Below are 23563 nucleotides of genomic sequence, written 5' to 3' on the forward strand. Positions count from 1 at the left end.
AATAAGTCGTGATTTCTGATATTTTTCTGTGATTTGTTTATTTCACCATTATTCCTTCAACAAACAAAATCGGCACTTCTTCCGTTTTATTTTCGTCAAGCGAATTAGCTTTAAAAATGAATTTCTTATCGTACAAAGTATTTCCAATAAAGAAAGTCACCATAAATTCATTGTTTAATACTAAAAGGCTTTTCTCTACCAATTCTATTTTTACAACAGAAACAGACGGAACCTCAACAAAAGCATGACGTAAAATAGACGTTTTCTTCATTTCGCCGTCAATAGTTCCAAAAGCTTTTGAAACAACCATTACGCTGTCTAAATTAAAGTCACTGTCGTTTACCAAGTAAGCGTACCACACTTTTTCCATAAAATCGTCGCTCCATTCCTGCACTGCGGCAAGAAATACGTTTTCGACTTCTGGAATAATTATATCTTTTTTCATTTTTATTAAATTTTAAAAACCTTTGTCAAAGCCTGAACTTCAACAAAGGTTTGTTATTATAAATGATTCAAGACTCAGAATAATCTAAAATCTAAAATCTATCCCGAGGCTTCGGGACTAAAATTATATATTAGCTTTGAATTGCTCTAAGAAACGAACATCATTTTCGTAGAACATTCTAATGTCACCAATTTGGTACAAAAGCATCGCAATACGCTCTACTCCCATTCCAAAAGCAAATCCGTTGTATTCGTCTGGATTAATATCGCAGTTTTTCAAAACGTTTGGATCTACCATTCCGCAGCCTCCAATTTCTAACCAGCCCGTTCCTTTTGTAATACGGTAATCGGTTTCTGTTTTTAGTCCCCAATAAATATCAATTTCGGCACTTGGTTCTGTAAATGGAAAATACGACGGACGAAGACGAATCTTAGATTTTCCAAACATTTCTTTGGTGAAATAAAGTAACGTTTGTTTCAAATCGGCAAAAGAAACATCTTTGTCAATGTATAATCCTTCCACTTGATGGAAAATACAATGCGAACGAGATGAAATTGCTTCATTACGGAAAACACGTCCCGGAGAAATTGTACGAATTGGCGGTTTATGATTTTCCATATAACGCACCTGAACAGATGATGTATGCGTACGCAATAAAACATCTGGGTTTGTCTGAATGAAAAACGTATCCTGCATATCACGCGCCGGGTGATATTCCGGTAAGTTTAATGCCGTAAAGTTATGCCAGTCGTCTTCGATTTCCGGACCTTCAGAAACGTTGAATCCAATATTCGCAAAAATATCGATGATTTGATTTTTAACTATAGAAATAGGATGACGTGAACCAATAAGTACTGGTTCTGCCGCACGTGTTAAATCTCCAAAAACACCTTTTGTCTCTTCTTTGCTTTCAAGTTCTTCCTGAATTGCTCTTACTTTTTCTTCAGCAACAGCTTTTAAAGTATTGATTACTTGTCCAAAATCTTTTTTCTGGTCGTTCGGAATATTTTTAAACTCATTAAAAAGTTCTTTTAATAAACCTTTACTACCTAAATATTTAATACGGAATTGTTCTAAAGATTCTTTGTTTTTATCATTAAAGGCTTTGGCTTCCTCTATATGTTGTTTTATCTTATCTATCATTTTCCTTCAATAATTGAGATTACAAATTTAAGTAATTTGTTTCAAGTTTAATGTCTAAAGTTTAAAGTTTCCTTTATTATAAAGAGTTACAGCTAATTTGAGTTTTAAAGAATTAAAAAAACTGTTTCTATTAAAAAAGAAAGTCGACAACGCCGAGTTCTTTTTGACTCAAAAAAATACTGTTTAAAATTATTTCACCTGACTTATTTTGGCTTCAATATTTCTAACTCTTTCAAGCCAATAATCGATTCCTTCCTGATTTTTAACAACTTCTTTTTTATAATTTGAAGATACTCTGCTTAATTCAAACCAGTTTTTATTGGAATCCTTTTCTTTCTCTTTTTTCGTCGAAGGCTCTATTCTGTTTCTCCAAAAATCGAGATTTTTAAAATAAGTCTCTTTTATGTCTTCAAAATATTCAATCAGTTTTTCTTTCGAATTCGGAATGTAACCTGGTCCGCTGCAACCACAGGAATGAAAAGTAATTCCAACAGAATATAGACTTTTAATGTGTTCCCACTTTTTTAAATCGTCTTTTTTAGGCGATTCAAAATCAAGTCCCATGTCTGCCATTAATTCTGCACATTGCGGGCATTTGGCTTCAAATCCTGATTCTCCTTTTTTAATATCCTTAAAAAGTCTTCTTTTAAATGTTTTATGACATTTAAAACAGGCATAATGAGGTTTATAGGATGTCATTGCGTATCGACACATTTCTTTCTAGTTATCAGTGGTCAGTTTTTTAGTGGTCAGAACAGTGCTAGGTTTACAGTTATAGTGTTTAGTACTAAACTACTGACCTCTAAAAAACCGCACACTGAACACTACTACTCAATCAATTTTCTTTCTAAAAAATAATTTACAATCGCTTCTTTCATTAAAACCGATTGTTCACCTGCTTTTAACGGTGGCAGCTGCTCTTTTACTTTATAATGAGGCCAGCCTTCATCATCAAAATATTCAAATTCATAAAATCCGTATGGTTCTAACAATCGGCAGATTGCGATATGCATAAGATTCAGTTTCTCGTCTTTCTTGTATTCACGATGAACTTTTCCGTATTCCTGAACTCCGATTAGGTAAATTATGGCATCTAAATCTAGATCTTCGCCTTGCGAAAATTGATTAGAAAGTATATCAACGAGCTTTTCCCATCGCTCTTTTAATTGTGTATCTCTGGACATTTTAATTTATGATTTTTGATTGTAGATTTTAGATTGCGAAGTAATACAAACATTTCGAAAAACATCGAAACTGCAATCTGAACTCTAAAATATGAATTGGCAAAGATACGCAGTTCAAATTTCAATCATACCAAAAATAAAAAATATAGGATTTTAAAATAATATTGCAGGAAGTCTGCTTGCTTATTGATATTCAATAACTGTTTTTGAAATCACAAAATTATTTTCCTTTGCTATTCGTTTTATTTCTATTGGAAAATCATCTGCATTATAAGTTATTTCAAAATTATAATAAACAGGAGTTTCAGTTGTAACAGGATAATAATACTCTCTTGATGTAGCATTATTATTAGATATTCCGTCAAAACCTTCTGTCTCAAAAACAAGTCGATAATATTTATTCATAAATTTCATCGGGTTGTTTTTATTGTCATAAAAATATTTGTTTTTAGAAATTGTTTCAGGGCCAAATAAAGATGTTCTCTTTGTAATTTGTTCCGCATTTTTATTCAGATCAAAAGAATATATTGATTGTTCTTGAACTACAAAATTTCCACCCGTTAAGTAACCTGATTTTTCCAAAGTAAGAATCCCATTTTTGTACCAATACTCAGTTCTTTCATCTTGGTTTGTTCCTGATAAAGTATATTCTAAAAGATCTCCATCGTAATAAAATGTTGTAGAACCATTTGCAATATCATTTTTAAAATAATTTACCTTATTGATTTTATCACCGTTATATAAAAACTCAGATCTATTTTTCCCCGAAGTAACGCTTTTTAAAACATCATTTTCGTATGAAAAATTTAATGTTTGAGTTTCAGAATCGTTCGAAAAATAAATGGTTTCAGTTATTTTTTTTATCAGAATTGATTTTGGATCAACTGTATTATCTTTGTCCTCGTTGTCGTTTGAGCATGAAGCAAACAATATAACAGTCAAAATATTGATTAAAAGGTTTTTTCGCATTTTGATGTTTTTTCGCAAAAATAAAAATATAATTCTTTTCACAGCCTTACCATGAGTTTTTTTGATATTATCGTTTCCGTACTTTTATGTTATAGTTTATATAAAGGTATCAAAAACGGACTTTTTGTAGAAGTTGCTTCTTTTATTTCGTTGCTTTTAGGAATTTATCTTGCCATTAAATTTTCATCTTTAATGACGGGAATGATTTCAAAACATGTTTCGTGGAATCCGACCAATATTCAAATCACCGCTTTTATCCTGACTTTTATTCTTGTAGTAATCGGTGTTTATTTCCTAGCCAAAATCTTAACCGGAATTGCCGATTTTGCCATGTTGGGATGGCTGAATAAATTGGGTGGCGGATTTTTCAGGATTTTAAAAACCATTTTGATCTTGAGCATTTTTATTGCTTTGTTCGAAAAAATAAACTTCAACAATACTTTTGCAAAAAAAGAAACTTTAGACAGTTATGTTTTCTATAATCCAGTGAAAAAAGTAGCCTCTTTTGTATATCCTTCAATTGAAAAATGGTACGAAAGTTTTAAAGAGGAGCATTTACAAAAACCTGAGGAAAAAGAAAATCCAGAGAAAGAATAAATCTCAAAGGGTGAAATATTAATAAAATTAATTTTCGCAAACACAGAAGCTTCGGAGAAGCTAAATATTTATAGAAAAAAAATATTGATATTACAAAAAAGCTCCAGTGGAGCGACATATTTAGATTGTGAATCAATTTATATGTCGCTCCGCTGGAGCTCTTCTTTCTTGGCGGGTTATTATTTGCTACAAATATTTTGCTCCTCTGGGGCTTCCCCAATTGCGTATTTGATTTCTTTTTTTATTACAAATATTTTTTTTCTACAAATATTGAGCTTCTCCGAAACTTAAAAAACAATCTCTTTATTCTCTCCTTTCTTCAAAACAATTTCCTGTTTTTTATCTCCAAAAATCAACGTTGTTTTTCCTCCTTTTTTAGAAGAAACAATCAGTTTTTGAAGATTTTTATTGCTCCAATTCATTTCAATTTCGAATCCGCCGCGAGCGCAAAGTCCTTTTACAAAGCCTTCTTCCCAAGCGTCTGGCAAAGCAGGCAACAATCTGATTTCGTTTTCATCTGATTGAACAAGCATTTCTGCAACAGCAGCAGCTCCTCCAAAATTACCATCAATTTGAAACGGCGGATGTGCGTCAAATAAATTCGGATACGTTCCTCCTCCACGTCTTGGCTTTTCTGTTTTCTTTCCGTCAGGATCTACGTAACGCAGTAATTCGCGGAACATTTTATAAGCGCGGTTTCCATCCCAAAGTCTTGCCCAAAGATTGATTCTCCAGCCTTTTGACCATCCTGTGGTTTCGTCCCCTTTTATTTCTAAAGTTTTCTTTGATGCTTCCGCTAAATCTGGAGTTTTAGCCGGCGTAATATGATTTCCAGGGAAAAGTCCAAACAACTGCGATTGATGACGATGTTTCGGGTCATTATCATCCCAGTCAAAATACCATTCCTGCAGATTTCCTTTTTTTCCAATTTGATACGGATGCAGTTTGGCTAATGCCGTTTCTAATTTTGCTCTAAAAGCGACATCAGTATTTAGAATTTGCGAAGCTTTTATTGTTTTATCAAAACATTCGCGGATCATGGCTAAATCGGAAGTTCCTCCGTATAAAGTTGCCCCGACAAATCCGTCTGAAAGTTTATATTGATTTTCTGGCGAAGTCGAAGGTGATGTAATCAAATTTCCGTTTTTATCGGTTACGAGCCAGTTCAGGCAGAATTGCGCTGCGCCTTTCATTAAAGAATATCCTTCTTTCTTTAGATAATCTTTGTCTTGGGTAAAAATATAATGTTCCCAAATATGTGTGCTTAACCACGCGCCTGCCATTGGCCAGCACGCCCACATTGGATCTTCTTTTCCGAATTGTCCAACAGGATTGGTCATCGCCCAAATGTCTGAATTGTGCGCTGCCGCCCAGCCTTCGTTTACGCCATAAAATGTTTTGGCTGTTACTTTTCCGGTTACCGAAAGATTTTTGATAAAACTCAAAAGCGATTCGTGCATTTCTGAAAGATTGGTGTTTTCTGCCAGCCAGTAATTTTCTTCCAGATTGATATTCATCGTATAATTACTGCTCCAAGGCGGACTCAAATGTGGATTCCATAATCCTTGTAAATTAGCTGGAACACCCAAGGTTCTAGATGAACTTATTAATAAATATCTTCCGTAATTGAAATATAGAATTTCGAGATTTTTATCTTCTTTTCCATCAGCATAACGTAGTAAACGTTCGTCTGTTGCTAAATCTGGAGCGGTTGTTTTCCCAAGGTTTAAATTGACACGATTATAGAATTTCTGATAATCGGCAATATGTCTTTCTTCTAATTTATTAAAGGTTTTTGCAATCGCATTATTCAGGTTTTGCCAAGCTATTGTTACATCATCCAAACCTTCTGTCGCTGGATTTTTGTCGAAACCATTAAAACTCGTAGCAACCGAAATATAAATTATAACTTCTGATGCATTTTTTACCGTTAATGTTGAACTGTTATTGCTTACTTTCCCTTCGGTATTTTTGACTTGAAGTAAAGTCGTAAATCTTGTTCCTCTTTCTGGAATTTGAAGGTATTTAGGTTGTACAGTATAACCCGCATTTTCATGAATAGGCGCGTTGCCCGTCATCATCATGGTATTATTTCGGATTTCAAGATTTGATTTTAAGAGACTTTTTAAATTAACATCAAAATTTAAAGCGCCTTTTTGACTGCTTGTAAATTTGATCGCCATAATTTGATCGGGTGCCGAAACAAAATATTCACGGGTAAATTTTACACCGTCTAATTCGTAACTCACTTTGGTTACAGCGTTCGAAATATCCAATTCTCTATGATAATTCGTCGCTTTCCCTTTTTCGGCATTGCTGATTTCTAAGGTTGCCAAAGGTGCGTAGGATTCGGAATTTTTTCCCTGAAGTTTTTTATTTAATTCTTCGGCTAGTTTGTAGTTTTCGTTTTGCAATGCTTCACGAATTGCTGGAATGTTTTTGTATGCTTCCGGATTCATATTGGCATTTACAGGTTCGCCCGACCAAAGTGTAATGTCGTTCAAATAAATTTTCTCTGAGTTTACGCCTCCAAAAACTGTCGCTCCCATTTTTCCATTTCCTGAAACCAAGCTTTCTTCAAAAAATTCTGCGGGTTGTTTGTACCACAATTTTTGAGTGGATTGTGCTTTTCCGTAGAAAGTTGTTAGAAGTAAAATATAAAATGTTTTTTTTATGATTTTTGGATTCATGGGGTATATTTTTAATTTACTGACCATATGTTCCGATGGAACATGTAATTAGTTTTATCTAACATTATTACCAACGAATTGTTCCTAACGGAACAGTACTTTACATTTTTGAGTTGCGTGAGGGATAGGAGCTGGCTACCGAAGTAGCGTGGATAGCCCGACCGCGTCCCGATAAGTGGGCGAATAAGCGCAAAGAATATTTGCCCGCTTATCGGGATGGGGTCACGCCCAAATATTACTTACTCACTTTATAAATTTCGTTTGCTGTTACCATTTCCCAATTATCGGTTCTGAATGGCGATGCAGGGAATTTTTCTTTGTTAAACAAATTGATATTCGTATCATCGTCTGCCCAACCGTAATGTACAGCAACGGGATTTTGAACTTTTTCGCTCGAAACGATTATTTTATTGTCTTTAATTATCGCTTTCGCGGCATGAAAAACTTTGTCTGTTCCAGCGATTTCGAAACCTTTTAATTCATCGTTATTTGGCGTTGATAATCCTGTTCCTGTATTCTCGAAAGTCACAATGATTTGATTTCCTTTTATTTCCTGAGATTTGTAAGTTGGCCCACTGTGAACTTGCTTTTTGCCGTAAATATTGTTCATTGCAATTGCTGCCAAACGTAAACCAATATCTTGTTTGTTTGTTGGATGAATGTCTTTTGCATTTCCGATATCGGTTGTAACGGCCATTCCTGTATTTGGTAATTTTAAAATTTCGGATTGTGCTTCGCGAAGTTCTGCCCAACGGCTTCCTTTTTGGCTGTTGCCACCGAATTCGTCGAAAGTAGATAATTGTACAAAATAAAATGGAAAATCGCCTTGTTTGAATTTGCTTCTCCAATCGGTTATCATTAATGGAAATGCCGTTTTATATTGTTTTGCTCTCCAAACATTGGCTTCGCCTTGATACCATAAAGCGCCCTGAATTGCATACGGAACAAGCGGATTTACCATCGCGTTGTACAATAACGACGGATAACTGTTTGGCGAAACTTCTATTCTAACTTTTATTACATTGAATTTCCAAAGTCCGTCAAGCGGAAAATTTGAATCTTTAAAATCGATTTTTAAATCTTCCGGATCGCCGTAGATTCCGCCGCCTCCGCTGTAATCGGTGATTCGAACGGCGATTACATTTGTTCCTTCTTTTAGAACATTGGCCGGAATTTTATAAATTCTTTTTACATCCCAAAGATTATTGGTACCCACTTCAACTCCGTTTACATAAGTTTTGTCTTCGTCGTCCACTTTTGCTAAATGTAAAATGGCTTCTTTTTTGACTTGTTCGGCTGTTAAAACAATGGTTTTACGCATCCAGACAATTCCGTCTATATTTCCGATTTGCTGGTTTTCCCAAAGTGAAGGCACTTTTATTTCGGGCCAGTTTTTGTCTTGGAAATTTGGGTTTTGAAACTGCTCTTCGTTTTCCATCGAAACATCAAACCCCTGTACTTTTTTCAGATTGTCTAAAACTGATTTTTTATACGTTTCAAAAATCGCATTGATATCTACACTTGGAACATTCGCGATCATCGATTTAAATTCATCACTTTTTTCGAAAGCTTCACGGCTTGTCCATGTTTCTACATTGGTACCTCCCCAAGATGTATTGATGATTCCGATTGGAATTTTTAGTTCTGAATATAATTTTCTGGCGAAGTAATAACCAACTGCTGTAAAATTACCGACGTTTTGTTTATTGGCTTCTTCCCATTTTCCTTGTTTTAAATCGTCTTTTGGTGTACCGCTTAAATCTTGTGCAACACCAAAATGACGAATCATTGGATAATCTGCACTGCTGATTTCTTTTTCAGCATTCATGGTTTTGAAAACCTGAAATTCCATATTCGATTGTCCGCTGCAAATCCAGACTTCTCCAACCAAAACATTTTTGATGGTGATTTTATTTTTTCCGACAATGATTAACTCAAATGGTCCGCCAGCTTTTTCCGGATTTAAATTTAGCGTCCATTTTCCGTTTTTATCGGCTGTTGTTTTTTTAATTTGTTTGTTGAAATGGACTTCGATATTTTCATTCGCATCAGCAAAACCCCAAATCGGAATTTGTTTGTTGCGCTGCAATACCATTCCGTCAGAAAACAACAAAGGCATTCGTACTTCAGCGTTAGCTATAACACTAAATACCAGCAAAATAAAAACAATTAACTTTTTCATTTTTCTATTTATTAAATGATTTAAACCATATAAGTGATATAAGCTATTTTAAGTTTATGATTTACATCGTACTTAAATTTACTTATATCACTTATATTGTTTTCAAAAAGATTTTTACAGTAATCCTTCTTTTAAAGCGGTTAAAGCTTTGGTATCAAAAACGGTATTATCGTCTCTGTTAAAAATTCCGAAACCATTATTTCCTTTGCTTCCTTCATCCCAATAAAAAGGTAATAATCCGTTTGCTTTTGCTGTTTTTACCACCGTTTTTAAATAGTAGGCTCTGGAGTTTAAATGTAAAGTTAAAGCATCTCCAGTTAAGGTCGTTCTTCTGATTGCTCCAAATTCTCCCAAAAGAACTGGAATTCCTTTGTCTACAAATTGCGTTTTCATTAATTTGAAGTTCTTTTCTAAATCTGCTTCTTCTCCCCAAGTTGCATTTCGCTCAGTATCGGTTGTAGAGTGAAAACCAGCTCCCCAATAGTAAAACATTTTACCCCAAGTTTCGTCTTTGGTTAAACCAGCGAAATTCCAAGGTGAATAATAATGTACCTCAACCATCATTCGGCTTGCCACTTTATCGGTTGGCAATGTAGTCATTAATTTGTTTGTTTTTTCGATATCGGTTGTTGGCCCTTGAACTACCAAAGTTCTGTACGCATTTTTTCCTCCTGTCGAACGAACTGCATCAATAAAAGTTTGGTGATAGGAATTTAAAACTGCCATTTGAGCGGCGTCTTCAACCGCTGGTTCGTTGGCGCTTGCAAAAAGTAAGTGTTCGTCAAAACTTCTTAAATGCGTTGCAATTTGTTCCCAAAAAGCTTTTTGTTTTGCATTGTTTTCTTCTTTTTTGGCTTCGGTAATATTGTTTTCTAACCAGCCTCCGTCCCAGTGAATATTCACCAAAACGTACATATCGTTATCTACACAATATTGAATTACTTCTTTTACGCGGTTTAACCAATCGGTTTTGATTTTTGCCGTTGCCGCATTTTCTAAGTTTTGATTCCATGAACACGGAATTCTTACGGCATTAAATCCGTTTGCTTTTACAGCATCAATTAAGGCTTTAGTTACTTTTGGATTTCCCCAAGCGGTTTCGCCTCCTGTTGCTTCTAAAGTGTTTCCGATATTCCAGCCCAATTTAATTTTTGCTGCCAATTGAACGGCTGTACTTGCCATTCCTGTTTGATCTGCTGCAATCGGATTGGTGTTATAACTCGGATATAATCCTGCAACGACAGTACCTCCAGCTTGAGAAACTTGTATTGTTACCGATTTTGATTCGTTAGAACTTAAAGTAAGAACGGCTGTTCTTGCTGTTTTTTCTGCATTTTCTAATGCTGTTATCTTAACGATAATTGTTCCTTTTGTTCCTGCAGACTGACTTACTTTTATCCAGCTCGCTGAACTTGATAATGACCATGCCGTTGCATCTGAAGTAATTGTAACATCAACAGCATTTTCTTTACTTTCAAAATCAACTTTTGCTGTGCTTGCTGTTAAAGTTTTTACAGTAGTTTCCTGAGAAGTTTCTTTATCCGAACTGCACGCCAAAACTCCTAAAAAAGCAAAACTTAATACTATACTTAAAGTATAATCTTTTAGTGACTTTCTCATCTTATTTGATTGTTACAGCAATTTCTTTTTTAATATCTCTAGAAGAAGTTCCTACTTTAATAGTATATTTTCCTGGTTCAACAACCCATTTTTTTGAAGCAACATCGTAATATGCTAATTCTTTTACAGGAACTTTAATCTTAACTGTTTCTGAACTTCCTGCTTTAACAGTCGCTTTTTTGAAACCTTTTAGTTCTTTTGCCGCACGCGTAACTTTAGAATCTGATTTTGAAGTATACACCTGAACTACTTCTTTCCCGTCTACTTTTCCAGTGTTTTTAACATCAACAGAAACTTCGATTACGTCGTTTTGTGCATAATCTGTTTTGTTTGTTTTAGCATTTTCTAAAGCAAAAGTCGTGTATGATAATCCGTAACCAAAAGGATATAACGGCGCTACATTTTTAGTATCAAACCAACGATATCCAATCAAAAGTCCTTCTGCATAATTAACCGCTTTGTCTCCAGGGAAACTGTTTGTAGCGTGTGCAGGAGAATCTTGAATTTTCTTAGGCATTGTCCAAGGTAATTTTCCTGACGGATTTACTTTTCCTAAAATTACATCGGCTAAAGCATTTCCTCCTTCAGAACCATTAAACCAGCTCCAAACTAAAGCTGAAGATTTTTGGCTGACTTCATTAATATCAAATGGAGCTCCGGCAATCATCACCACAATTGTTTTTGGATTTACAGCCAATACTTTTTTGATTAATTCTTCCTGTCCGAAAGGCAAGTGTAAATCTCTTCTGTCTGAAGCTTCTGTTTCGTAATCACGGTTTGAACCCGCAAAAATGATTGCAACATCTGAGTTTTTAGCTGCTTCAACCGCTTCCTGAACTTTTGCATCGTCTAATTTGTCGATTGTAACTGGTCCTGTAGACGTAATATTTCCTAAGTTTCCTTTATTTTTCTCGTCGTAACGCTCTAAATATCCTTCAGCATAATTGATTTTTACTGTTGAAGGCAGTCTGTTTTTAAGACCTTCAAGCGGCGTAACTTCTCTTTTTGTTTTTACACCTGCACCAAATCCGCCAAGAGCGTTTTTCTTTGTCGCATTGTTTCCAATTACGGCAATCGATTTTACTCCGTCTAATTTTAGCGGCAACGCATTGTTTTCATTTTTCAATAAAACAATAGCTTCAGCAGCAATATCGTAAGCATCTTTGTAGTGCGCTTCTGTTGCGATGCTTCCTTTTGCACGCGTTCCGCCGCCCATTGCTTTGATATGGAATAAACCACGTAAAATACGTTTTACATGAAGATCGATTTCTTTTTCTGAAACTTCTCCCGATTTTACGGCAGCGATTAATTTATCAGCTAAGAAAAATTCGTTAAATGGTTTTGGAGTTCCCATTTCAATATCCAAACCGCTTTTCAAAGATTTTGCTGTTGAATGTACCGCAGCCCAATCCGAAACTACAATTCCTTTGAATCCCCATTCGTCACGAAGAATTTTGTTCAGCATATAATCGTTCTCACATAAATATTCACCTCTGAATTTATTGTAAGCGCCCATTATACTGTATGCTTTCCCTTCTTTTACCGTTGCTTCAAAAGCCGGAAGATAGATCTCGCGAAGTGTACGCTCGTCAATCTGAACATCAACAAAATCACGATTCGTTTCCTGATTGTTTGCTGCGTAGTGTTTTACGCAAGCCATAACATCTTTTTCCTGTAAACCAACGACCAAAGGCACTGCGATTTTTTTATTCAAAAACGGATCTTCAGACATGTATTCGTACGTTCTTCCTCCAAGCGGTGTTCTTACCATATTGATGGCAGGCGAAAGCAACATGTCTTTGTCTCTAGCACGTAATTCTTCTCCTAAACTAGTTCCGAAAGTATGTGCCATTTCTGCATTAAAAGTCGCTGCCAAAGCTCCTCCCGCTGGATAATAAGTTGCAAAATCATTTGTCCATCCTGCCGGCGCCCAATTGTCTCTTGAAATTTCTTCACGAACTCCTAACGGTCCATCAGCCATTTTTAATTCTGGAATTCCTAAACGTTTTACACCTGCATTCGCAAACATACTATTCCCGTGAAGCATTCCGATCTTTTCTTCTAAAGTCATCTGCGAAATCAGTTTGTCGATTTCAGCATCATGTTCTGTTCCGATTTCTTTTCCAACGTATTCTTCGGTCTGCGCCGAATTTGAAGCTGCTGTCTGAGCATCATTTTTACAAGAAGCAAATAATGCCAAAACAACCGCTGACAACATGATCATTTTGTTTTTCATAGATAGTTAGATGTTTTTAGACTTAAAGATTTTGATGCCTCACGCATCATCAGTAAATCTCGTTAATATTATATTGTTTGTGGTTTTTTGCTTTTAATTTATTGTTTTATCAAATTTAGAAATACAACGTCGTTTTCATTGATTTTGAACTCTCTGCTAAAACTTCCTTTTGCATCAATTGTGATTTTTTCTGTTGCAATCGGGTCGCCGTTATTTTTCTTTTTCATGGCATTCACTTGTTCACGCGTTAACTGACTTGGTTTATTCAAAGCCAAATAATCGGCATAAACGTCATTTACTTTATAACCTACTTTATAGATTTCTAAAGTATATTTTCCTTTCTGCAATCCGTCAACTTCAACTTTCACAATTCCTTTTTCTTTTGATGGAAGGTCCTGAACATAATACGTCTGGTTCCAAACTTTATCTCCGGGATGTGTATTGGTAAAATCCCAAAGTAAAATCTGCACATCGCCTTTTGCGTTTTTAGTCGTCCATGACGTTTTATCCGAATTTTGAAGTTCTGTTTCTCCCAATTTGTTTAAAAACTGATACGAGAAATAAGCCGGTTTTTTGATTCCCTGCGTATTCAACAATCCGAAACCACCATGAAAAGGTGTAAATCTTGGTCCTGGTTCTTCAAAAATATCTGTAAAAACCCAATATGACATTGAAGTTGCTGCATTTCCAACTTGTTTTAATTTCTGCAAAATATAAGCTGCCGAATGATAACTATCGTGAATTGGATCTGCAGGCGTGTAAGATGAACTCCATTCTGTATAATGCAATTCTAAATTGGGTTTAGCCGAATTGGAAATTTGCTTTCGAGAATTAATAACGTCGCCGCTAATACTGTTTTCGTCTGGACTCAAAACGGTTCCCGAAGTTCCGAATTCGTCCAAATATCCTTGATTTACACCGTACGTATGCGTTGAAACAAAATCCATCGGCACATTGTTTTTAGCACAAAAATCAATAGTTTCTGGAACCCAGCCTGCGCCTGCCGTTGCTGGTCCGCCAACTTTATATGCTTTGTTGACCGCTTTTACACCACGCGCCGCATAATCGTATAATTTGAAATATTCTGCCTGAGTTCCTGTCCAGAATCCTGGTGAAAGATTCGGTTCATTCCAAACTTCAAAATACCATGTTTTTACTTCTTCAACTCCGTATCTTTCTGTAAAATGCTGTGTTAAATTTTTAATTAAATCTTCCCATTTTTTATAATCTTTTGGAGGCGTAACATTTCCTTTCCACCAAAAAATCGTTTCTGGTCCGCTTGCTAATGCATTCGGCATAAAACCTAATTCGACAAAGGGTTTCATTTTCAGACTCAAAATATAATCGAAAAGAACATCAATATATTGATAATTGTATTCTGGATTTCCTTTTGAGTCTTCACGATAAACCGCCATATCATCAGACAATAAACCATGAAAACGAATATATTTAAAATCGCATTCTTTTTTCGCTAATGCCAATTGTTGCTGCCAATCAGCGCGAAGTCCTTCGTTTGCTCTTCCCGCTCCTATGCATTCTTTGAACATGGTATTTAATTTTCCCGCCGATTTGTTGTAATCTACTTTTATCGTTCGGGTTTGTGCCGTCAAATTGATCGTACTAATTAAAACTACTGCTATTAAAAGTTTTTTCATCTGGAAAATGATTTGTTTTTTACCACAAATTGCACAAATTATCACAAATTTAATTAGCGGAAATTTGTGAAATTTGAGGTTACAATTTTTTAAATCTCACCGCACCACCGCCGGCACCACCTAAATTCAATTGTAATTTATCTGATGCTTTTACGGTTTTCTTAGAAATCGCAACTCCTTCTGGATTGTGTTTTTGATCTGTTCCTTCTGCATCAACATAAATCTGAGCTTCGTAAGTGGCGTTTGGATCTAAGAATGATAATGAAACTTCCACTTTTCTTGGTTTTTCATTCGTTAAAGTTCCTAAATACCAATCCGCACTTTTTCTGTCTTTTCTTGCTGTTGTGATGTATTCACCAATTTTTCCTTCTACAATTTTAGTGTCTTCCCAATCTGTTGGAACATCTTTTAAGAATTGTAAAGCTGGTTTTCCTTCGTAGTTTTCAGGAAGATCGGCCAACATTTGAATCGGAGAATAAAGCACAACGTACAATGCCAATTGCTGTCCAACTGTTCCCTGAATTCTTTTTCCTGGGTAACCTTGTTTTACCTCAACATCAAAAATCCCAGGAGTGAAATCCATTGGTCCGGAAAGTAATCTTGTAAACGGAATAATACTCAAATGGTTTGGCGGATTTCCTTCACTCCATGCGTTGTATTCCTGACCACGCGCCGCTTCTCTCGAAACCATGTTTGGATAAGTTCTTCTTTCTCCTGTATCTTTAATTGATTCGTGGTATAAAACTGCCAAATCATATTGTGCCGCTTTTTCTAAAATGTATCTGAAATAATTCACTCCAAACTGTCCGAAGTGCATTTGTTTCATATTCAGTTTAGAACCTACGTGACCGATTTTTACCGTATGAATTCCAAGTTTTTTGTATAAAGCAAAACCTTCGTCAACTTCTTTTAAATAGTTAATTAAGTTTGAACCTGTTTCGTGGTATCCGATTAACTCTACGTTTTTGCTTTTTCCGTAAGCAACTACTTTATCTAAATCGAAATTATCTGCACTTTTCGTAAAGCTGAACATGTGCATACGGTTTTCATACCAAGCTGGCGTCCAACCTTTGTTCCAGCCTTCGATCAATAAATGATTGAAACCTTCTTTTGATGTAAAATCAATATATTCTTTTGCATGTTGCGTTGTTGCACCTTGTTTATCGCTTTCCCAGAAAGTATATTTCCCAATATGCATTCCCCACCAGATTCCTAAATATTTGTATGGTTTGAAATAAGATGCTGTGTTTTTTAATTTGTCTGGTTCGTTCAGATTTAAAATCAAATAAGAAGTAATCAATTCTCCCGGATTTTCTCCAATTTGAATCGTTCTCCAAGAAGAAGTAAATGAATCTTTTACACGAACTTTAACTCCGTCAGCCCACGGCACTAAATCTGATTTTAATTCTGTTCCTTTTGTGTTTACCAAAGTCATACTCGCAAAATCATACAAGTTAGCTTCGTGAAAACTTAAAGCCAAACCGCTTTTGCTTTCGATTGTAAGCGGAGTCAAAACTGTATCTAATGTACTTACCGGCGCATCTTTAAATAAATATTCATCACGGTCTGGGCGGTTTGCTGGAATCCACCATGCTTTTCCATCTTCTTTTAGGTTGAAAGTGGTTTTTTCATCCATGATGAAAATACTGTCTTTCACATTTTGTTTTGGATAAACATATCTGAATGCAACTCCGTCATCAAATGCACGGAATTGAATCTGAAGTTTTCTTTTGTTTCCTGTTTTTTGCTGTAAATCAACTACTAATTGATTGTAGTGATTTCTGATATTTTTCTTTTCTCCCCATGCTTGTTCCCAAGTTTCATCAAAGGTTGAAGTTTTGGCTCCTTTGATTTCGAAATTGGTACTCAAATCTTCATTTCCTTTTAGTAAAAATCCCATTTCTGATGGTGAGATCACTTCGGTTTTTCCGTGTGAAACGCCATATTTTGGAGCATTTTTTACTAACTCAAATTTGATTTTATTCTGACCGTTTGGTGAAGCCAGTTCGTAAGCATTTTTTGTTTTCTGACTGTATCCGATTGTGATCGAAAGCAGTACGGCTGGGAGAATTAGATAGTTTTTCATGTTTTTTGGAATTATGTTTTTTTAGCCACAGATTAAAAGGATTCGAAAGGATTTTTTTTGTTTCTCGCAGATTCTGCAGATTGAGCAGATTTTTTTTAATCTTTTTAATCCTTTAAATCTGTGCCTATATTTTTTTGCCACAGTTTAGAAAAAAAATCTGTTCAATCTGCAGAATCTGCGAGAGAATTAAATCTTTTAATCTTTGGCTATAACTTTTTACTTAACCCACTCTGTTTTGAAAATGGTTTTTCCGTTTAATGGATTTGCGGTTACTTCGAAATTGTTTCCGGTTTTGGTTACTTTGATTTCTTGTAATGCGTCTCCGTTTGGAAGATATACTTTCGCGGAAGCGGTATTTGTTTTATCACTTGCATAAACTTTCAAAGTCAGTTTGCTCCAGTCCATATCTTTTGTAGACTGCGCTAAACCGATGTGTGGCAATGCAGTTCCGTCTTTCACTAAAACAATAATCGGAATTTCGCCCGCTTTGATTTTATGCCATCCTGACTGATATACTTTTTTAGTTTGATAATCAATCCACGTTCCTTCTGGAAGGTAAACGTCTCTTTCTTCAACTTCTTCAAAAAGCGGTGCAACCAACATACTTGAACCAAATAAATATTGATTATCAACCAACCAGGCTCCCGGATCGTTTGGATATTCTACGAATAATGCGCGCATCATTGGCAATCCTTTTTCTGAACTTTCTTTGGCTTGCGCGTAGATATATGGCATTAATTCGTAACGCATATTATCTGCTTTTCTAAATCCTTCTAAGAATTCTTTGCTATACAACCAAGGCTCACGAGGCGGTTCTCCGTGGCTTCTTACGTGCGAAGTCAACATTCCGAATGGCGTCCATCTTCTGTAAATATTCTCAGGTGATTTTGTTGCGAAACCTCCAACATCATGACTCCAGAAACTGAAACCCGAAAGACCTAATGAAAGTCCGCCTCTCAATTCTGCCGACATCGCTCCGTTTGTTGTTTCAGAATCTCCTCCCCAATGTAACGGATAACGCTGCGATCCTGCCCAAGTACTTCTTGCCCAGATTAATGTATACCCTTTTTCTTTCTGAGTAATTTCGGCAACGGCTTTGTTATAACGTAACGGATATAAATTGTGCTCGTAGAAACCTGTTCTTCCAGAATGGTAAATTCCGTCTGGCGGTGCTGCTTCTCCAAAATCTACTTTGAAAACGGCAACGCCTTCATCAAATAATTTTTTTAATTTTCCTTGGTACCACGAAATAGTTTCAGGGTTTGAGAAATCTAAAACAGCATCTTCATAAGGAAGATTTCCTTTTCTGTCTCTTACCGCCAAATCCTTGTCCATAATTTCTGGAAACAATGTATTTTTTGGAGTGAAATAAGGCAATTGCCATAAACAAACTTGGAAACCGTCTTGCTTCAAATCAGACATCATTTTTGTGGCGTCTGGGAAACGAGATTTTGCAAACTCGTAATTGTTTCTCCAATCTACATCAAACCAACCTGTATCAAAGTGAATTACGTCAGTTGGAATTTTGTATTTTCTTAAATCTCTTGCAACTTCTCTACCTTCTTTTTCTGAGAAATACGTAATACGGCTCATCCAAAAACCGAAAGACCAAAGTGGCGGCATCGCTGCTTTTCCAGTCAAATTGGTATATTGATCTAAAACGTCTTTTGGCTCTCCGATAAAGAAAAACAAATCGGCTTCGTCGTCGCCAATGTACATTTCGTTTGCGCTTGAAAAATACTTTCCAAAGTCAACTGTAATTGGTGTTGAATGGTGCATGAAAACGCCATAACCACGACTGCTCATGTAAAATGGAATCGGTTTGTACATCGTTTCATTTTGGATTCCGTTGGCATCATCTGTCCATAAAACAACTTTTTGACCACGTTTGTTGAATTGTGTGAATGATTCTCCACAACCAAATATTTTTTCGTCTGGTTCTAAACTAAACGCTGCGCCCATACTTCTTGAATAATCGCTGTTTCTGCGAACATAAGAAAACGGAAGTGTTGGCGTATAGGTATTTTTAAAATCTGTATCGTGAAGCGTACTTGTCAGCAGTTTTCCTTTTTCATCATAGATTTTTACGTGCCAAGGTTTTGTCAAAATTTCGACTCTTCCATGTTTGCTTGTGTAACTGTGGCCACCTTCGATTTTAGAATATTTCCATAATTCAGGGTGATTTGGTGCAACGCCGTCAACCAACATTAAAGACTCTTTTTGTGGATGAAATTGCGGGCCAGAAGTCGTTTTGATTCTAACGGTTCTATCAGAAACAAATTGAATTTCGAAAGGCAAAACTGGAGATTCTGCGTATTCTGTTGTCGGGAATTCGTTTGCTTTTTCTACATCCGGTTTCATCATCATGTTGTTGAAAGCCTGACGCGTTTTATAATTGTATCTCAAATATTTGATTGTTCCTTTTCCTGTTGCAGGATCAAAAGAAGCCAGTTCATCAGCAAAATAAAATGTGTTCAGATAGTTCTGAAAATCTTTGCTGATATCGATCGGAGCGTTTAATACGTCTGCATTCTGAATTTGCGCTGAAGCATTTGGAACTGTCAGAAGTCCAAAAGCGCAAATCGAGAACAAGGTTTTTAAATGTGATTTTTTCATTGGTTGTTTTTTTATTTTTTCATCCTGCAAGGTTTTCAAAACCTTGTAGGTTTAAACTTTTATTTTTTTGCCACAGATTAAAAGGATTCGAAAGGATTTTTTTTCTTTCTCTGGCAGATTTTAATCTTTTTAATCCTTTTAATCTGTGGCTATATTTTATACCTACAAGGTTTTGAAAACCTTGCAGGAGAGTGAACTTATTATTCTGCTGTAATTACTATTGCAGCTTCTTTTAGTCCGTTTGCTTTTGCGGTTAATTCTAGTCTTCCTGTTTTTTTCGAAGATTGAATGATCACTAAACATTTTCCTGCCAAAGCGGTATGTTTATTTCCTTTAAACGATTCATGACTAACTGGATCGCCACTTGAAACACCGACAATTTTTCCGTCTCCTTTTAAAGAGAAATTAATTTCGTTATTGGCATTTGGTGCTAAAGTTCCTTTTTCGTCTAAAATATCTACCGTTACAAAAGACAAATCATTTCCGTCGGCTTTTATTGAAGCTCTGTCGGCAGTTAATTTTAATTGCGAAGGATTTCCAGCGGTTTTAATTTCTTTTTCTAAAACTACTTTTCCGCCTTTTCTGGAAATCGCTTTTAACGTTCCTGCTTCAAAAGGAATTCTCCACATTACATGTAAATCGTCTCCTTTTTTAGCTCTTTTTCCAACTGATTTTCCGTTTACGAAAAGTTCTACTTCGTCGGCATTATTGTAATATGCCCAAACATCAACCGTTTGTCCGACTTTCCAGTTCCAATGTGGGAAAACGTGAAGAACGGTTTTATTTGTCCATTCACTTTGATACATATAATATACATCTTTCGGGAAACCAGCTAAATCAACAATTCCGAAATACGAACTTACCGACGGCCATTCGTATGGAGTTGGTTCTCCGATATAATCGAAACCTGTCCAAACGTACATTCCAGCCAAGAAATCGTGTTTTTTAATAATTTTCCAAGTTGCTTCGTGCGTTGAACCCCAAGGTGTCTGCACTTGATCGTAAGCTGAAACGGTGTTTCCCGGATTTCCTTCTGTGAATTTAAGATCCCAACGAACTGGCCATTTTTTTATAGTGTCTGAAACGGCATCATAATATCCTCTCGTTTGTAAACCTGAAGTCGTTTCGGTTGCAATGAAAGGTGTGTTTGGGAAATTTTTCAAATGATGTTCGAATGTCTGATGCGCATAATTGTATCCGATTAAATCTAAAACTCCAGATCCGGCAAGCGGATTAATCGAAACATCTTTTTTCTCAAATTGTAAAGTCACTGCATCAATATTCATATTTACCGGCGGATTCATTCCTGCTGTAATTGGTCTTGTTTTATCGTATTGACGAGTTATTGCGGCTAATTCTTTTGCGATTTCAATACCGGTTTCGTTCCACTGTTCCGGAATTTCATTTCCAATACTCCACATAAAAATACTGGCGTGATTACGGTCGCGTAACAATTGATCGATTAAGTCTTGTTTGTGCCATTTGTCCCAATCATTCGCATAATCGTATTTGGTTTTGTTTTGTTTCCACATGTCAAAAGCTTCATCCATGACAATGAACCCCATTTTGTCGCAAAGTTCTAAAAGTTCTGGAGCAGGCGGATTATGAGAAGTTCTGATTCCGTTTACACCCATTTCTTTCAAGATTTCCAATTGGCGTTCGATAGCACGTGTGTTAATTGCAGAACCCAATGGACCTAAATCGTGATGCATACAAACTCCTTTTATTTTGACTTGTTTTCCATTCAAAATAAAACCTTTGTTCAGATCAAATTTAAAATCTCTAATTCCGAAAGTCGTTTTGTATTGATCGATGATTTTATCGTCAAGCGAAATTTCGGTAACTGCTGTATACAATTCCGGATTTTCATCTGACCATAAAATCGGACTTTCAACTTCGGCTGATTGATTTAATTTCTGATTTCCGTTTGCACTGATTGTTATATCCTGAGTAACTGATGTTACTTTTTTGTCTTTTTTTAAAATAGTTGTGGTTACAGTCGCTTTTTTATTTTCAGCATATTGATTTTGAATTGTCGTTTCAAAATTTATTGAAGCTTTTTCAACCGTAACTTTTGGAGTTGTAATGTACGTACCCCATTGCGAAACATGAAGTTTATCTGTAGTTTCGATCCAGACATTTCTGAAAATTCCGGAACCCGAATACCAGCGTGAATTAGGTTGTTTTGAATTGTCAACCTTAACAATAATTTCATTGTTTTTATCTCCGTAGTTTAAGTATTTGGAGATTTCATATTGAAAACCAATATAACCGTTTGGGCGTTTTCCTAAATAATGTCCGTTTACCCAGACTTCGCTGTTTCTGTAAACGCCGTCAAAAGTAATTGAAGTAATTTTTGTGCTGTCTGCTTCAGCAACTTTAAATGTTTTTTTATACCAGCCTAAACCTCCGTTAAGTGAACCTCCACCGTAACCTGCCGGACTTTTTTCATCGAATTTCCCTTCGATACTCCAATCGTGCGGTAAATCTAAGGTTTCCCATTCAAATGTAGTTCCAATAGTGTCTTTATATGTTAAACTATCACTTAAGTGAAAACTCCAATCTTCATTAAAAGAAACTTTTCGATTACTAAATTTCTCATCGGTTCCTTTTTTGCAGGCTGTGAGTAACAACAGGCTGACAAAGAGTAATCCTAATTTTTTATATGCAGTCGGCTTAAACATAGTGTTTTAAATTTTAATAACCTGAAAGCAGTTTTTAGGCTGCTTTCAAGTTATTAGTTAATTAAAATTTATTTCATTTTCAAGGAATTATATAGTGGAACACAAACCATTCATCTTTGCCAGCATCATAAGAAGTTCCAAACCAAATACCTTTTGTAAGATAATCACTATTGTAAGCTTTCACGACTTTAATAATATTGGTTGTTGGGTTCATCCAGCTTCCTGAATTTTGAATAAGCACATTACTTCCTAAATTAATTTCGTTCTCAGCTTCATTAATCGTAAATAAACCAGTAGTTACAACACCATCCTGACTTCTTGTATAATTAAGTTTACCTCCAAACTGATCAAAACGAATCCAAGAATTACCTGCAGCCGCTGCCCAATCGTCATTCCAGCCCCAGTTGTAAGAACTTGTAGCATCAACAGTCCAGCCTTTTCCTTTACCTAACCAGTCAACTGGATTTCCATTTCCGTCTAAAGCCCAAACTCTACCTGTACCAGCACCGCCCGTAAGCATTTTTAATAACTCGCCAGAAGCAAAAGTTGGATCGAAACCTTCGTCATACGTTGGTCCTGTAACAGGCGGTACATAATTGTCTGCATATTCTTTTGAAACAAAGTTCCAGATATACCACCACGGACCTTCGCTGTTGGTTCTCATTATGGCAATTCGCAGCTGATTTTCAGTAAGTTTTAAGATCTTAACATTATTATTCCAGTTGCTTGCATTTGCAATGTAATTATCTGGTCTTAAAATTGTTGCTCCTGTAGTGGTTAAAGTATGGGTATTAATATCTAAGAAATAAGTACCGCTTTCTTTAAGAGTTCCGTCGGCTTCATTTACTTTCATAAATGGTCCGCCTTCTAAACTGAAAGTCATTGTTCTTCCCCAGTGCATATCGGCATCTGTGCTTGAATTTGCATTTCCTTCCGGTTCCCAGTTTGGCGTGAAATTACCCCACTCCTGCGTAACACTTGGATCTCCATACGACATTGCGCCTGGAGCCATTCCGTATTTACCATTGTCAGCAATCCATACTTTTTGTTTTCCTACTCCTCCGGATAAGGCTGTCCAAAGTGGATCGTTTACATAATTTAAATTATCCTGAGTTACAGTTACGGTTACAGGATCAAGTTCTACAATACCACCGCCGGTAACTGCCGAAATTTTAATGGTATAACTTCCCTTAAAAGCATATTGCACCGTTTCTACAGCTTTGTCTGATTTTCCTATTACATAATCCCAATTTAATACGACTCCCGGTGTAGTATTTTTTAAGATTACGGTATTTCCGCCCGGATCTTTTACTAAATCCTGAGTAATTTCAAAATGAATATCCGATTTATCAATCGCGCCGTCTAGAGAATAACTATCAGGCGAACAAGATGATACCAGCATTGCCAGCATCAAAAATGTTGTAATTATTATTTTTATATTTTTCATTTCTTTATT

At 35.9% G+C, this 23563-nt stretch carries 15 protein-coding genes; 1 reads left to right on the plus strand and 14 read right to left on the minus strand.

Translation table 11 applies throughout. The annotated features are described in order from the left end of the window. Positions 1-37: 37 nt before the first annotated feature. From ABD859_RS04265 to ABD859_RS04285, 5 genes are all read right to left on the minus strand, one after another. Positions 38-445, minus strand: coding sequence for a hypothetical protein (locus ABD859_RS04265; protein WP_179004119.1), 408 nt, complete (start codon positions 443-445; stop codon positions 38-40). Positions 446-568: 123 nt separating this feature from the next. Continuing rightward, positions 569-1588 carry a phenylalanine--tRNA ligase subunit alpha gene (locus ABD859_RS04270; protein WP_345140716.1) on the minus strand — a complete coding sequence of 340 codons (1020 nt, stop codon included), beginning with the start codon at positions 1586-1588 and terminating at the stop codon, positions 569-571. A gap of 189 nt (positions 1589-1777) precedes the next feature. Beyond that, on the minus strand, positions 1778-2287 hold the full coding sequence (locus ABD859_RS04275) for a hypothetical protein (protein WP_345140719.1): 510 nt from the start codon (positions 2285-2287) through the stop codon (positions 1778-1780). Between the two features lie 128 nt (positions 2288-2415). Next, the gene (locus ABD859_RS04280; protein ID WP_345140721.1) at positions 2416-2772 is read right to left on the minus strand and encodes a hypothetical protein; all 357 of its coding nucleotides are present in this window, start codon (positions 2770-2772) and stop codon (positions 2416-2418) included. A gap of 183 nt (positions 2773-2955) precedes the next feature. Continuing rightward, positions 2956-3741 carry a hypothetical protein gene (locus ABD859_RS04285; protein WP_345140723.1) on the minus strand — a complete coding sequence of 262 codons (786 nt, stop codon included), beginning with the start codon at positions 3739-3741 and terminating at the stop codon, positions 2956-2958. Between the two features lie 51 nt (positions 3742-3792). Here ABD859_RS04285 and ABD859_RS04290 point away from each other — a divergent pair, with 51 nt between their 5' ends. Next, positions 3793-4338, plus strand: coding sequence for a CvpA family protein (locus ABD859_RS04290; protein WP_345140725.1), 546 nt, complete (start codon positions 3793-3795; stop codon positions 4336-4338). A gap of 287 nt (positions 4339-4625) precedes the next feature. Here the strand turns inward: ABD859_RS04290 and ABD859_RS04295 are convergent, their stop codons facing one another. The 9 genes from ABD859_RS04295 to ABD859_RS04335 all read right to left on the minus strand — a co-directional run bounded on the left by ABD859_RS04295 (position 4626) and on the right by ABD859_RS04335 (position 23554). Then, complete coding sequence (locus tag ABD859_RS04295) at positions 4626-7028, minus strand: glycoside hydrolase family 95 protein (RefSeq protein ID WP_345140728.1); 2403 nt, start codon at positions 7026-7028, stop codon at positions 4626-4628. Positions 7029-7263: 235 nt separating this feature from the next. Then, a complete protein-coding gene (locus tag ABD859_RS04300) occupies positions 7264-9210 on the minus strand; it encodes a sialate O-acetylesterase (RefSeq protein ID WP_345140731.1) in 1947 nt (648 codons plus the stop codon). Between the two features lie 114 nt (positions 9211-9324). Then, the gene (locus tag ABD859_RS04305) at positions 9325-10830 is read right to left on the minus strand and encodes a cellulase family glycosylhydrolase (protein WP_345140734.1); all 1506 of its coding nucleotides are present in this window, start codon (positions 10828-10830) and stop codon (positions 9325-9327) included. A 1-nt stretch (position 10831) separates the two neighbouring features. Then, positions 10832-13066: a glycoside hydrolase family 3 C-terminal domain-containing protein gene (locus tag ABD859_RS04310; protein WP_345140736.1), complete on the minus strand. Its 2235-nt coding sequence runs from the start codon at positions 13064-13066 to the stop codon at positions 10832-10834. 98 nt (positions 13067-13164) lie between these two features. After that, positions 13165-14721, minus strand: coding sequence for a GH39 family glycosyl hydrolase (locus ABD859_RS04315; RefSeq protein ID WP_345140739.1), 1557 nt, complete (start codon positions 14719-14721; stop codon positions 13165-13167). Positions 14722-14800: 79 nt separating this feature from the next. Continuing rightward, complete coding sequence (locus ABD859_RS04320) at positions 14801-16807, minus strand: glycoside hydrolase family 97 protein (protein ID WP_345140742.1); 2007 nt, start codon at positions 16805-16807, stop codon at positions 14801-14803. Between the two features lie 216 nt (positions 16808-17023). Continuing rightward, positions 17024-19423 (minus strand): glycoside hydrolase family 31 protein, encoded by a 2400-nt coding sequence (locus ABD859_RS04325; RefSeq protein WP_345140744.1) that lies wholly within the window; start codon positions 19421-19423, stop codon positions 17024-17026. 200 nt (positions 19424-19623) lie between these two features. Next, the gene (locus ABD859_RS04330) at positions 19624-22107 is read right to left on the minus strand and encodes a glycoside hydrolase family 2 TIM barrel-domain containing protein (protein WP_345140747.1); all 2484 of its coding nucleotides are present in this window, start codon (positions 22105-22107) and stop codon (positions 19624-19626) included. A gap of 79 nt (positions 22108-22186) precedes the next feature. Further along, a complete protein-coding gene (locus ABD859_RS04335) occupies positions 22187-23554 on the minus strand; it encodes a hypothetical protein (RefSeq protein WP_345140750.1) in 1368 nt (455 codons plus the stop codon). Positions 23555-23563 lie beyond the last annotated feature (9 nt).

This window comes from Flavobacterium ginsengiterrae (assembly GCF_039539785.1).
Taxonomy (GTDB): Bacteria; Bacteroidota; Bacteroidia; order Flavobacteriales; family Flavobacteriaceae; genus Flavobacterium; species Flavobacterium ginsengiterrae.